The 13,276-nt window shown below is 70.7% G+C and carries 11 protein-coding genes; 8 read left to right on the forward strand and 3 right to left on the reverse strand.

Features of this window, described 5'->3' with window-relative positions; translation table 11 throughout:
• The first annotated feature begins 452 nt into the window (after positions 1–452).
• On the forward strand, positions 453–872 hold the full coding sequence (gene msrB, locus ACZ5PO_RS08970) for a peptide-methionine (R)-S-oxide reductase MsrB (protein ID WP_464192437.1): 420 nt from the start codon (positions 453–455) through the stop codon (positions 870–872).
• A 360-nt stretch (positions 873–1,232) separates the two neighbouring features.
• Here the strand turns inward: msrB and ACZ5PO_RS08975 are convergent, their stop codons facing one another.
• Positions 1,233–2,810: a gamma-glutamyltransferase family protein gene (locus ACZ5PO_RS08975; RefSeq protein ID WP_464192439.1), complete on the reverse strand. Its 1,578-nt coding sequence runs from the start codon at positions 2,808–2,810 to the stop codon at positions 1,233–1,235.
• Positions 2,811–3,169: 359 nt separating this feature from the next.
• On the opposite strand from ACZ5PO_RS08975, the gene ACZ5PO_RS08980 reads away from it, so the two are divergent.
• Positions 3,170–3,544, forward strand: a complete 375-nt coding sequence (locus tag ACZ5PO_RS08980; RefSeq protein WP_464192441.1) for a hypothetical protein — start codon at positions 3,170–3,172, stop codon at positions 3,542–3,544.
• Positions 3,545–3,557: 13 nt separating this feature from the next.
• Here ACZ5PO_RS08980 and lepA read toward each other — a convergent pair whose 3' ends face one another.
• Positions 3,558–5,363, reverse strand: coding sequence for a translation elongation factor 4 (lepA, locus tag ACZ5PO_RS08985; protein WP_464192443.1), 1,806 nt, complete (start codon positions 5,361–5,363; stop codon positions 3,558–3,560).
• A gap of 297 nt (positions 5,364–5,660) precedes the next feature.
• On the opposite strand from lepA, the gene ACZ5PO_RS08990 reads away from it, so the two are divergent.
• The gene (locus ACZ5PO_RS08990) at positions 5,661–7,094 is read left to right on the forward strand and encodes an MFS transporter (RefSeq protein WP_464192445.1); all 1,434 of its coding nucleotides are present in this window, start codon (positions 5,661–5,663) and stop codon (positions 7,092–7,094) included.
• A gap of 6 nt (positions 7,095–7,100) precedes the next feature.
• Here the strand turns inward: ACZ5PO_RS08990 and cbiB are convergent, their stop codons facing one another.
• Positions 7,101–8,072: an adenosylcobinamide-phosphate synthase CbiB gene (gene cbiB / locus ACZ5PO_RS08995; RefSeq protein ID WP_464192447.1), complete on the reverse strand. Its 972-nt coding sequence runs from the start codon at positions 8,070–8,072 to the stop codon at positions 7,101–7,103.
• Here cbiB and cobD point away from each other — a divergent pair.
• From cobD to ACZ5PO_RS09020, 5 genes are all read left to right on the forward strand, one after another.
• A complete protein-coding gene (gene cobD / locus ACZ5PO_RS09000; protein WP_464192449.1) occupies positions 8,056–9,096 on the forward strand; it encodes a threonine-phosphate decarboxylase CobD in 1,041 nt (346 codons plus the stop codon). The two genes, cbiB and cobD, sit on opposite strands and share 17 nt — an antisense overlap.
• Positions 9,097–9,459: 363 nt before the next feature.
• Positions 9,460–10,419 carry a TauD/TfdA dioxygenase family protein gene (locus ACZ5PO_RS09005; protein ID WP_464192451.1) on the forward strand — a complete coding sequence of 320 codons (960 nt, stop codon included), beginning with the start codon at positions 9,460–9,462 and terminating at the stop codon, positions 10,417–10,419.
• Positions 10,416–11,546 carry an ABC transporter substrate-binding protein gene (locus ACZ5PO_RS09010; protein ID WP_464192453.1) on the forward strand — a complete coding sequence of 377 codons (1,131 nt, stop codon included), beginning with the start codon at positions 10,416–10,418 and terminating at the stop codon, positions 11,544–11,546. The genes ACZ5PO_RS09005 and ACZ5PO_RS09010 overlap by 4 nt, the downstream gene beginning before the upstream one ends.
• On the forward strand, positions 11,543–12,406 hold the full coding sequence (locus ACZ5PO_RS09015; RefSeq protein WP_464192455.1) for an ABC transporter ATP-binding protein: 864 nt from the start codon (positions 11,543–11,545) through the stop codon (positions 12,404–12,406). The genes ACZ5PO_RS09010 and ACZ5PO_RS09015 overlap by 4 nt, the downstream gene beginning before the upstream one ends.
• On the forward strand, positions 12,399–13,250 hold the full coding sequence (locus tag ACZ5PO_RS09020) for an ABC transporter permease (protein WP_464192457.1): 852 nt from the start codon (positions 12,399–12,401) through the stop codon (positions 13,248–13,250). Before ACZ5PO_RS09015 ends, ACZ5PO_RS09020 begins: the two co-directional genes overlap by 8 nt.
• The last annotated feature ends 26 nt before the right edge of the window (positions 13,251–13,276 follow it).

The following is a 13,276-nucleotide window of genomic DNA, read 5'->3' on the forward strand; positions in this document are numbered from 1 at the left end:
GCGTCATGGTTCGTGATAGGCTCTGTGCGGCGGCGCGGCGGATGCTCTGGGCGTAGTCCGGCTGTGTCTGTGATCCAGCGCACACCGCGATCCGGTGCCGTGCACGTGTGGGCGCCGATTCGGTCATTTCGAAGTCAGCCGAGCCGCGGCCGGCCCGGTCCCGAAACCTTAAGATCGTCGTCCATAGCACGGACGGCGGCGCGTGCTGAGAGGTTGAGCCGAGCCCCGTCCGCAACCATATTCTACAGCATTTCGCCATTGGATGTGGATCATCCGATGGCGCATAAGCGCTCGTAACTTTTTGGGTCTGGCACGCTTCTCTTGCGATTGGGTGAGTCCACCCGATCGTGAAGCGCTTCAGGGCACGCAGACATCACCGCCGGGGCGGCCGCCGCCCCGTTCGTCGGCATCGACCGCCCCGCCCGGGCGGCCGCGCATGCGAAGGAGACGACATGTACACCGCAGCCTCTGCCAAGAGCAAAGTCTATCCGGTCACCCATACCGACGAGGAATGGCGCCGCCTGCTCAGCCCCGAGCAATACGAGGTGCTGCGCGGCCACGGCACCGAGCGGCCCGGCAGCTGCGCCCTCAACTACGAGAAGCGGCCCGGCACCTTCGTGTGCGCCGGCTGCGGCCAGAAGCTCTTCACCTCCAAGACCAAGTTCGAGAGCGGCACCGGCTGGCCGAGCTTCGACAGCCCCGAGCCCGGCTCGGTGGAGACCAGCCGCGACAGCAGCTACGGCATGGTCCGCACCGAGGTGCACTGCGCCAATTGCGGCGGCCACCTGGGGCACGTCTTCCCGGACGGTCCGCCGCCCACGGGCCTGCGCTACTGCATCAACGGCGTGGCGACGAATTTCGTGGCTGATTAGCGCGCCGCCTCGGCGATGGCGCGCGGCGAGCCCCCCTCTCCCGGAGCACGCAAGCTGCGCTCGCGCGCTCCGACCTCTCCCCGCAAGCGGCTATCGTGTGCACACATCGCGGTGCGGCAAGAAACGATGCTCTGGTCCTGACGACTTTGCGCCGGCGGAGCCGCCGCGCACCCTCGCCCCACTTGTGGGGAGAGGGAGGGGCGAGGGGGCTTGACCCCGTGCCGTGACCGGCCTTGAGCCTTCTCCGGGAGCCCCCCTCACCCGCCTTGCGCCGGCGCGCAAGGCGACCTCTCCCCACAAGGGGGGCGAGGTACGCAGCTGGACCGCCGGAGGCTTCTTCCGGCGAACCGCAGCGAAGCGTCAGAACCCCAGCGCCAGGCCGTCCTTGCGGTGGTCGGAGGCGCCGAGCAGGAGGCCGCGCGCCGCGTCGATCATGATCGCCTGGCAGCCGCCGATCGGCGAGGCGACGACCTCCAGGTCGTGGCCGCGCCGCGCCAGATCGGCCAGAACCGGGCTCGGCACCGTGGGCTCGATCTGGAGGCGGCCCGCGGTGGCGAAGCTGCGCGGCGCTTCGTTGGCCGTCTGGATGTCGAGGCCGGCCTCGAACACGCCGGCGACGAACTGGGCGTGGCCGGCGGCCTGGTACTGGCCGCCCATGACGCCGAAGGGCATCAGCGCGCGCCCGTTCTTCAACACCATGCCGGGAATGATCGTGTGCAGCGGCCGCTTGCCGGGCGCGATGGCGTTGGGGTGCCCGGGCGTGGTCCGGAAGGCCGAGCCGCGGTTGTGCAGCAGCACGCCGCAGCCCGGCGCATAGATGCCCGAGCCGAAGCTGTGGAAGATCGAATTGATGAAGGAGACGGCGTTCAGGTCACGGTCGACCACGGTCAGATAGACCGTGTCCTTGTGGGCGACGTGGTCCCAGGCGCCGAACGGGCTGGCGCGATCCATGCGGATATGCCCGCTCACCCGGTCGAGCCATGCATCCGAGAGAAAATGCGCGACGGCCACGTCGACGTGGCCGGGATCGCACAGGTAGGCGTCGCGGGCGTGGTAGGCGGCCTTGGTGATCTCCGCCATCAGGTGGATGCGGTCCGCCTCGCCGTGGACGGCGGCACCAAGACGCTCCTGGAGCCGCAGTATCATGAGCGCGATCAGGCCTTGCCCGTTCGGCGGGCACTCGTAGACGTCCACGTCGTGGAAGCGGGCGTGGATCGGCTCGACGTCGAGGGAGGTCTGCGCCGCGAAATCGGCCGCCGCGTGCAGGCCGCCGAGTCCGTGCAGCTTGGCGACCATCTCCTCCGCCGCCTCGCCCTCGTAGAAGGCGGCGCGGCCGCGCCGCGCGATCGCCGCGAGCGTCCGGGCCAGGGCCGGCTGCCGCACCAGGTCGCCGGCGGCCGGCGGCTGCCCGCCGGGCAGGAACTGCGCCGCCGTGTCCGCATCGCGCATCAGCTTGCCCGCGGCGGCGGCCCAGTCGAAGGCGACGCGCGGGGTGACGTGATAGCCCTCCGTCGCCGCGCGGATGGCCGGCGCCAGCAGCACGTCGAGGCCGAGCGTGCCGTGGGCCTGCTGGAGCCGACACCAGGCGTCGACGGCGCCCGGCACGGTCACCGCGTGGGGCGACAGCGGGTCGATCTCGGTGATGCCGCGCTCGACGAACCAGTCCAGCGCGGCTGCGGCGGGCGCCCGGCCCGAGCCGTTGAGGGCGGTCGGCACGCCGCCGTTGCGGCTGTAGAGCACGAAGCAGTCGCCGCCGATGCCGGTCATCGCCGGCTCGACGACGCCCTGGACCGCGACCGCGGCGATCGCCGCGTCCATGGCGTTGCCGCCGGCGCGCAGGATGTCGAGCGCCGCGAGCGTCGCCAGCGGATGGGAGGTGGCGGCCATGCCGTTGCTGCCCATGGCGAGGGAACGGCCCGGGCTGATGAAGTTACGCATGGCAGGGATCCTTGAGTGCGCGCGGCCGCGCTTGTTGTTGAGTCGATGGGACGCCCGGTCAAGCCCGCAGGCGCTCCCGACCCGGTGATTCCAGCCGACCGGCGCGGGCCGGCCCTGGAGCGCCTCGCGATTGGAAGAGGTTCATCCGATCGCGAAACGGTCTTGCCAAGATGCAAGACCGTGGCCGCGCCGCGTTGCAAATCGCAAAGAGCGTTTCGAGAACGCGATGTGCGATATCGCACGGTCTGCCCGCAACCCTTGCAGTAGCTCAGCTTCCGTCGGCGGGCCGGGTTGGCAGGCCGGTTGCAACAGCGGATGGCCAGCGCGGCGAAGAGGACCCGCCGGCCAAGGAGTCCACGATGTCCCAGCTCAACTTCCGTATCTCGATTGCCGATATCCGCGTGCTCAAGGTGGCTGGTGACGTGGTGGTGTGCGAGCTCAAGTCCGCCTATGAGGGCGTCGATCCGATGGTCATCGAGCTGCCGGTCGCCGCGGTCGGCGGCATCGTCGGCCAGCTCGAGCGGGCCGTCGCTCCGGCCAAGGCCCCGGTCGCGCCGGCGCCCGCCGCGCGCACGCCCGAGGCTGCGCCGGTGCGCCGCTCGGTTGCCCCTGCCGAGGCTAGGCCCGCCCTGCCGGCGGCGCGCGCTCCGGAGGCCGCCAACAGCGAGGATTTCGTGCTGACCGAGGAAGAGCTCGCCTGGCTCAGCCAGCCGATCTTCGACAAGGCCGCCTGATCGCGGCGGAGCCTCAGCTGTCCATCTTCAGGGCGGCGATGAAGGCTTCCTGGGGGATGTCGACGCGGCCGAACTGGCGCATGCGCTTCTTGCCCTCCTTCTGCTTGTCCAGCAGCTTGCGCTTGCGCGAGGCGTCGCCGCCGTAGCACTTGGCGGTCACGTCCTTGCGCAGCGCCCGGATGGTCTCGCGGGCGATGATCTTGCCGCCGATCGCCGCCTGGATCGGGATCTGGAACAGGTGCTGCGGGATCAGGTCCTTCAGCTTCTCGCACATGGCGCGGCCGCGCATCTCGGCGCGCGCGCGGTGCACCAGCATCGACAGCGCATCCACCGGCTCGGCGTTGACCAGGATCGACATCTTGACGAGGTCGCCCTCGCGGTAGCCGGTGATGGTGTAGTCGAACGACGCGTAGCCCTTCGACACCGACTTCAACCGGTCGTAGAAATCGAACACCACCTCGTTCAGCGGCAGGTCGTAGACGACCATGGCGCGCTTGCCGACGTAGTTGAGATCGATCTGCTCGCCGCGCCGGTCCTGGCAGAGTTTTAGGATGGCGCCGAGGTAGTCGTCCGGCGTCAGGATGGTGGCGCGGATCCACGGCTCCTCGATCGAGGCGATCTTCATCACGTCGGGCATGTCGGCCGGATTGTGCAGCTCCATGGTCGAGCCGTCGCTCATGTTGAGCCGGTAGACCACCGACGGCGCCGTCGAGATCAGGTCGAGGTTGAACTCGCGCTCCAGCCGCTCCTGGATGATCTCCAGGTGCAAGAGGCCGAGGAAGCCGCAGCGGAAGCCGAAGCCGAGCGCCGCCGAGGTCTCCATCTCGAACGAGAAGCTGGCGTCGTTGAGGCGCAGCTTGCCCATGGCCGCGCGCAGGTTCTCGAAGTCCGCCGCATCGACCGGGAACAGCCCGCAGAACACCACCGGCTGCGCCGGCTTGAAGCCGGGGAGGGCTTCGGTGGTCGGGCGCCGGTCGTCGGTGATGGTGTCGCCGACGCGGGTGTCGGCCACCTCCTTGATCGATCCGGTGAGGAAGCCGACCTCGCCCGGGCCGAGCTCGGCCACGTCGCGCATCTTGGGCCGGAACACGCCGACCTTGTCGACGCCGTAGGTGGCGCCGGTGCCGAGCATGCGGATGGTCGTGCCCTTCTTGAGGACGCCGTCGACGACGCGCACCAGGACGACGACGCCAAGGTAGGCGTCGTACCAGCTGTCGACCAGCAGCGCCTTGAGCGGCGCCTTTTCGTCGCCCTTGGGCGGCGGCAGGCGCGTGACGATCGCCTCCAGCACGTCGGGGATGCCGAGGCCGGTCTTGGCCGAGATGGGGATGGCGTCGGAGGCGTCGATGCCGATGACCTCCTCGATCTGCTCCTTGATGCGGTCGGGCTCGGCCGCCGGCAGGTCGATCTTGTTCAGCACCGGCACGATCTCATGGCCGGCGTCGAGCGCGTGGTAGACGTTGGCCAGCGTCTGCGCCTCCACGCCCTGGGAGGCATCGACGACGAGCAGCGAGCCCTCGCAGGCGGCGAGCGAGCGCGACACCTCGTAGGCGAAGTCGACGTGGCCGGGCGTGTCCATCAGGTTGAGGATGTAGGTCTTGCCGTCCTTGGCCGGATACTCGAGCCGGACGGTCTGGGCCTTGATGGTGATGCCCCGCTCGCGCTCGATATCCATCGAGTCGAGCACCTGCTCGGTCATCTCGCGCTCGGAGATGGCGCCGGTCGTCTGGATCAGGCGGTCGGCCAGCGTCGACTTGCCGTGATCGATGTGGGCGACGATCGAGAAGTTGCGGATGTTGTCGATGGAATGCGCGGTCATCGCGACGAGATAGCAGCGCCCTGCGGCGGCGCCAAGGCGCGGCGAAAAAGAGGCGGCGCCACGACCTGCGGGCAAGCCGTCCCTGCATGCGCCGCACACCGTCGCTGGCTGGCATGTGCTAGACCACCGCCATGGCCGGGCTCGACCCGGCCATCCATCGTCGCATCGACGTCAGCCCGGCCGGGCTGACGGCACAGTGCGCTCCGCAGGGATGGATGGCCGGGTCGCGCCCGGCCATGACGCGATGTGCGAGGTGCAAAGCTGCACCATCAGCCCGTGGCGGGATGCGAGCAGCCCATGCGCCTCTTGGACGAAACACAGCGGCAGCCGGCCATTCGCCAGGTACCGGGCGAAGTGGCGGCCGAAGCGCCGCCCGACGGCCTGCCGCAGCGCGAGCGCCTCCCGGCGCTGCTGGCGGTCCTGATCTCGGTGGGCATGGCGACGCTCGACACCGCCATCACCAACACGGCGCTGCCGACCATCGCCGCCGATACGCATTCCGATGCTGCCACCACGATCTGGGTGGTCAATGCCTACCAGCTCGCCATGGTCGCGACGATCCTGCCGCTCGCCGCGCTGAGCGAGATCGTCGGCCACAAGCGCGTCTACATCGCCGGTCTCGTCGTCTTCACCATCACCTCGCTCGCCTGCGGCCTGGCCTGGTCGCTGCCGACCCTGGTCGGTGCCCGCGCCCTGCAAGGGCTGGGCGCCGCGGCGATCATGGCCGTCAATGCGGCGATCATCCGCTTCATCTACCCGGCGCGGCTGCTGGGCCGCGGCGTCGGCGTCAATGCGCTGGTGGTCGGCCTCGCCTTCACCGTCGGGCCGACGGTGGCCTCGGCCATCCTGTCGGTCACCACCTGGCACTGGCTGTTCCTGATCAACGTCCCGGCCGGCCTGATCGCGGTCGCCCTGTCGCTCAGGGCGCTGCCGCGCACGCGGCGCAGCGACCGGCCCTTCGATATCCTCGCGGCGCTGCTGTCGGCGGCCTTCTTCACCCTGCTCATCCTGGGGCTCGGCACCGTCGCCCACGGCGGCGCATGGTCGTTGGTCGCCGCGCAATGGGGCGGGGCGATCGCCTGCGGCTATGCGCTGCTGCGGCGGGAGTCCGGCCGGGCGGCACCGATCCTGGCCGTCGACCTGTTCCGGCGCCCCGCCTTCGCGCTGTCGGCGGTGACCGCCGTCTGCTCGTTCACGACCCAGGGCCTGGCCTTCGTGTCGCTGCCCTTCCTGTTCCAGAACGTGCTCGGCCACAGCCAGGTCGAGACCGGCTTCCTGATGACGCCCTGGCCGGCCGTCGTGGCGCTGATGGCGCCGATCGCCGGGCGCCTGTCGGACCGCTATCCGCCGGGCCTGCTCGGCGGCATCGGGCTCGCCTGCCTCGGCGCCGGCATGGCCGGCATGGCCCTGCTCCCCGCCGATCCGAGCTTCGGCGACATCACCTGGCGGCTGGTGCTGTGCGGCGCCGGCTTCGGCTTCTTCCAGTCGCCCAACCTGCGCGCGCTGATGACCAGCGCGCCGCGCGAGCGCGCCGGCGGCGCCAGCGGCATCGTCGGCACGGTGCGGCTGCTCGGCCAGAGCATCGGCGCAGCCCTGGTCGCGCTCTGCCTGACGTCGTCCGGGTTGCTGGGGCCGGAGCTGGCCCTGTGGCTGGGCGCCGGCTTCGCCACGGTCGGCAGCGTGATGAGCTTCCTGCGCCTGCACCCCGCCTCCCGGCGCTCGCAAGCGTAGTCCGCCTCAGACGAGCAGAGCCAGCCCGGCGAGCGCCCCGACCAGCACGACGAGCAGCGTATCGGCCGCCAGGAAGAGCCTGAGCCCGGCGCGGATGTCGGCGGCCGTCAGCGCCGTGCGGCCGCCGCCGTTCATCGCCGGCAGCAGGATCTCGACGCCGTCGTAGGCGCGGGCGCCGCCCAGCGCGACGCCGAGCGCCCCGGCCAGCGCCGCTTCGGGCCAGCCCGCGTTGGGCGATTCATGGCCGCGCGCGTCGGCGCGCACGGCCCGCCAGGCGCTGCGCGCCGACATGCCCGGCAGCAGGGCGGCCGCCGCCACGATGAGCAGCGCCGCCAGGCGCGAGGCGGGCAGATTGACCAGGTCGTCGAGCCGCGCCGCCGCCCAGCCGAAGGCGAGGTGGCGCTCGCTCTTGTGGCCGATCATGCTGTCGGCGGTGTTGACCGCCTTGTAGACGGCGGCGCCCGGCAGGCCGAGCGCGGCCAGCCAGAACGTCGGCGCCACCACCCCGTCGCCAAAGCTCTCCGCCAGGCTTTCCAGGGCGGCCCGCGCCACCGCCGCCTCGTCCAGCCGCTGCGGATCGCGGCCGACGATATGGGCGACCGCGGCGCGGCCGGCCTCGATCCCGTCCTGGTCCAGCGCCTGCGCCACCCGCGCCACGTGCTCATAGAGGCTGCGCTGGGCCAGCAGCGAGCTGGCGAGGATGGCCAGCAGCACGGCGCCGATGACGCCGCCCTGGCCGAGCATGAGCTCGAGCGCCAGCGCCGGCAGGCCGACCACCGCGATGAGCTGGACCAACGCCACGATGCCGCGGCGGCGGCGCACGTCGAAGCTCTCGTCATCCCGGTTGAAATGTCGGTCGAGACGGCCGATCAACCACCCCATCCAGGTCACGGGATGGCCGATGGCGCGGTAGACCGGGGCGGGATAGCCGACGGCGACGTCGATCAGGAGGGCGAGGAGCGTGAGTGAGAGAGCCATCGCGGCTCGGATCCGGGCGGGTGAGGGGAGGTCGGGGACGTGGGCGCCGTTGGTCCACGGCGGCGACCTGGCGTGGGCGCGACGCCGGTTTCCCGCGGCGCCGGCACCCTTGCTCGACCTGTCGACCGGGATCAATCCCCATTCCTACCCGCTGCCGCAAATCCCGACCGACGCCTTCACGCGCCTGCCCTCGGCCGAGGCCGAGGGGCGCGTCCGCCACCTGGCCGCGGATCTCTATGGCGCGCCGGATGCGGACCACGTCGTGCTCGCGCCCGGCACGCAGATCCTGCTGCCGCGGCTGGCCGGCCTGGTGGCGCCGGGCCGGGCCGCCGTGCTCGGGCCGACCTACGCCGAGCATGCCCGCGGCGCCCGGCTCGCCGGGCACGACGTCCACGACGTGACGGAGGCCGGTGAGCTGGTGGAGGCCGAGCTCGCCGTGCTGGTCAACCCGAACAACCCCGACGGCCGCCTGCTGTCGCCCGGCGCCATCGAAGCGCTGCTGGACCGCCGCGCCGGCCGCGGCCTGCTGGTGGTGGACGAGGCCTTCATGGATGTCGGCCCGGACGACGGCAGCGCGGCGCCCCTGGCCGGTCGGCCGGGCCTCGCGGTGCTGCGCTCGTTCGGCAAGTTTTATGGCATGGCCGGCGTCCGGCTCGGCGTCCTCGTGGCCACGGCCGCGACGGCGGCGCGCATCGCCGCGGAGCTGGGGCCGTGGGCGGTCTCCGGCGTGGCGCTGGCCGTCGCCGAAGCTGCCCTGGCGGATCGGCCCTGGCGGGCGGCGATGCGCGCGCGGCTCGCCGCCGAGGCGCTGCGCCTCGACGCCTTGCTGACCGGCGCGGGCCTGGCGCCGACCGGCACGGATCTGTTCCGCCTCGTCGACAGCCCCGAGGCGCTGGCGCTGTTCGAGCGCCTGGGCAACGCCGGCCTCATCGTACGCCGCTTCGAGGCGATGCCGGGCCGGCTGCGCTTCGGCCTGCCCCCGGACGAGGCGGCCTGGGCCCGCCTCGCTGCGGCGCTCGGGTGAGCGCGATGCGATTCGTCGTCGGCGCCGGGTCAGGCTCCGCCACGACGCGCGCGCTGTATCGGCGAACGGAATATTCCCCGGCCAGTTGCAAGTTTGGAAGCTCTTTTCGCTAGCGCTGCGATAGCATCCGGCTGTGTAAAGAGAATTTCAGATACACCTCGACCGGCCGAGAACAACGACGTGATCGCCGATCTAGAGTTGAACCCAAGGTGTCGGTGAACGATCACTGATGGCCTGTGCTTGGACGCCTGCCAAAGCTGTCGCGACGACGCAGCGATGCGCCGGCCGTTCCCCGATGCTCCCCCGGCCACCGACAGGGCGACGGGCGGAGCCTTGCCCATTCCCCGGATATTGGACCGCGCCATGACACAGCCCACTCGCGTCACCAGTGCCATACCCGAGGCCGAGATCACCAACGCCATACCAGAGGCAGATATCGTTCCCCTGGCGGCGCGCCTCGGCGCCGAGATCCGCAACGTGAGGCTGTCGGGCGACCTCTCCGGCGAGGCCATCGAGGCCATCAATGGTTTGCTGCTGCGCCACAAGGTGGTGTTCTTCCGCGGCCAGGACCATCTCGACGACGCGGCGCAGGAGCGCTTCGCCGTCCGTCTCGGCGGCCTGGTGCCGCATCCGACGGTCGGCGCGCTCAAGGGCACTGCGTCGATCCTCGAGCTCGACTCGGGCCGCGGCGGCGGGCGGGCCGACCAGTGGCATACGGACGTCACCTTCGTCGACGCCTATCCCAAGTATTCGGTGCTGCGCGCCGTCGTCGTTCCCGCCTTCGGCGGCGACACGATCTGGTCGAACACGGCGGCGGCCTATGCCCGCCTGCCGGCGCCGCTGCGGCGGCTCGCCGACGAGCTGTGGGCCGTTCACAGCAACGCCTATGACTACGCCGCAGTCAAGACGCAGGCGAGCGAGGCCGATCGCAAGCATTTCGACGACGTCTTCACCGGCACCATCTACGAGACCGAGCACCCGGTGGTCCGCGTCCACCCGGAGACCGGCGAGCACACGCTGATCCTCGGCAATTTCGTGCAGCGCTTCGTCGGCCTGTCGAAGGGCGACGGGCAGAAGCTGTACGACCTCTTCCAGTCCCACATCACCGCGCCGGAAAACACCGTGCGCTGGCGCTGGCAGGCGGGCGACGTGGCCATCTGGGACAACCGCGCCACCCAGCACTACGCGGTGAACGACTACGGCGATCAGCATCGCGTCGTCCGCCGCGCCACGGTCGACGGCGATGTTCCCGTCGGCGTCGACGGGCGGCGGAGCGTCACCCGCCGGAAGACCAGCAAGCCGGCGCCGGCCAAGGCCGCATGAGCCACGACAGATCCTCCGGCACGGGGCGCTCGAACGCGATGAACAGCCTTTCCTCGTTGGCGGGGCGCCTCCTGCGCCGCCTCGCCAGAACGGCCCCTGCCACACTCTGGGCAGCCAGCCTCACCGCGGGCTTTGCCACGCCCGTCTGGACGGCGCCGCTGGAGAAGACCGAGATCCGCTATCAGGGGTGGGCCGGCCAGGTGACCTTCCCGGAGCTGGCGGAGGACCTCGGCTATCTGGCGCCGCTCAAGCTCAACTGGGTCGGCAACACCATCAGCGGACCGCAGGACATCCAGACCGTGGTCACCGGCGATATCGACATCGGCGGGGCGTTCTACGGCGCCATCATCAAGCTCATCGCGGCCCGGGCGCCGGTCAAGGCGGTGATCGGCTACTACGGCTCCGACGACAACACCTGGCAGGGCTACTTCGTCAAGGACGACAGCCCCATCAAGAGCGCGCGCGACCTGATCGGCAAGAAGGTGGCGGTCAATACGCTGGGCGCGCATCTGGAGTTCGTGCTGCGCGAATACCTGGCGCGCGGCGGCCTGACCCCGGCCGAGGCCCGGCAGGTGACGCTGGTGGTGGTGCCGCCGGTCACCGGCGAGCAGGCGCTGCGCCAGGGGCAGGTCGAGGTCTCGACGCTCGCCGGCGTGCTGCGCGACAAGGCGCTCGAGCGCGGCGGCATCCGCAAGCTGTTCGCCGACAACGACCTGTTCGGCAATTTCACGGGCGGCGCCTACGTGCTGCGCGACAAGTTCATCAAGGACAATCCGGAAACGGCGAAGAAGCTGATCGACGGCATCGCCCGGGCCATCGAATGGGCGCGGACCTCGCCGCCGGAGGAGGTGCGGGCGCGCTTCGAGACGATTATCGCCGCCCGCCGCCGCAACGAGGACGCCTCCGCCATCAAGTATTGGAAGAGCACCGGCGTCGCCGGCAAGGGCGGCTTGATCAGCGACGGCGAGCTGCAGGTGTGGATCGACTGGCTGGTGAAGGACGGCGTGCTCAAGCCCGGCCAGCTCAAGGCGCCCGATCTCTACACCAACGCGCTCAATCCCTACGGTGCCGAAGGCACGACCCCGCCCTACCGGGCCGAAGACACGACCGCGGCGGCGGCGAAATGAGCGCGGCCAAGATCCGCTTCGAGCAGGTGCGCAAGGAGTTCGCCGTCCGCGGCGACGCGGGCGGCCCGCCGCGCCGCTTCGTGGCCCTCGACGACGTGACGCTCGACGTGCGGCCCGGCGAGTTTCTCGCCCTCGTCGGGCCCAGCGGCTGCGGCAAGTCCACCCTGCTCGATCTCTTGGGCGGCCTCGCCGCGCCGAGCAGCGGCCGCATCCTCCTCGATGGCCGTCCGGTGACCGGCCCGGCGCGCGACCGCGGCATCGTCTTCCAGCAGTACGCGCTGTTTCCCTGGCGCACGGCGGCGCAGAACATCGAGTTCGGCCTGGAGGTGGCGGGGATGCGGGCGAGGGAGCGCCGCGACAAGGCCCGGCACTACCTCGACCTGGTCGGCCTGGCGGGGTTTGCTGAACGCTATCCGCAGGAGCTGTCGGGCGGCATGAAGCAGCGCGTCGCCATCGCCCGCAGCCTGGCCTACGATCCCGAGGTCCTGCTCATGGACGAGCCCTTTGCCGCGCTCGATGCGCAGACCCGCGAGACCCTGCAGGCCGAGCTGCTGCGCATCTGGCGCGCCACCAGCAAGACCATCATCTTCATCACCCACGGCATCGACGAGGCCGTCGTGCTCGGCCAACGCGTCGCGGTGATGACGTCGCGGCCCGGCCGCATCAAGCATGTCTTCGCCATCCCCGAGGCGCTGCGCGACGAGGCCGACGACGTCCGCGCGCTGCCGCTGTTCGGGCAGGTCCGCCACGAGATCTGGACCCTGCTGCGGGAGGAGGTGCTGAAGGCCCAGCAGGCCGATGCGCCCATCTCCTCCGCGAGCAGCCGCAGCCGCCCCGTCGAGGAGCCCGTCCATGTCTAGTATCGGCATTGCACAAGGCGGTTCCGGGACCCTGGCCGGCGCCGACCGACGCCCCCGGCTCGATATCGGCGCCGCGGCCGTGCGCTGGCTCGGCGCTTTCGCCCGGCGCTCGGCCTTGCTGATCGCGCTCCTCGCCCTCTGGGAAGCCGCACCCCGGCTCGGACTGGCCGATCCGGCCTTCCTGCCGCCGCTGTCGGAGGTGCTGGGCGCGGGCTGGGAGCTGGCGCTCAACGGCCAGCTCTACGACCATATCGAGGCGAGCCTGTTCCGCGCCCTGACCGGTCTCGTCATCGCCGTCGTCGTGGTCGTGCCGCTCGGCCTGGCCGTCGGCTGGTACCAGCGGCTCGGCGATACCCTGAGCCAGCTCATCGAGGTGCTGCGCAATACGGCGCCTCTGGCGCTGCTGCCGGTGTTCATCCTGCTGCTGGGCATCGGCGAGGTCTCGAAGGTCAGCATGGTGGTCTACAGCTGCGCCTGGCCGCTGCTGCTCAACACCATCGCCGCGGTCCGCCAGGTCGACCCGCTGCTGATCAAGTCGGCGCGCACCATGGGGGCTACGCCCCAGCAGCTGTTCCGCAAGGTGATCCTGCCGGCCGCCCTGCCGACGATCTTCGTCGGCATCCGCCTCGCCAGCGCCGCCGCCATGCTGGTGCTGGTGGCGTCGGAGATGGTCGGCGCCAAGGCGGGGCTCGGCTACCTGATCATCTATGGGCAGTACAGCTTTCTGATCCCGCAGATGTACTTCGGAATCCTGATGATTACCGTGATCGGGCTGATGTTCAACTATGTGCTCGAAGCTCTGGAGCGGCACTTTACGCGCTGGAAGCTTCCGGGCTCGGCCTGATCGAGCGGCCGCCGGCCGTCGGGGTG

This window comes from Chelatococcus sp. KU-N122 (assembly GCF_055391085.1).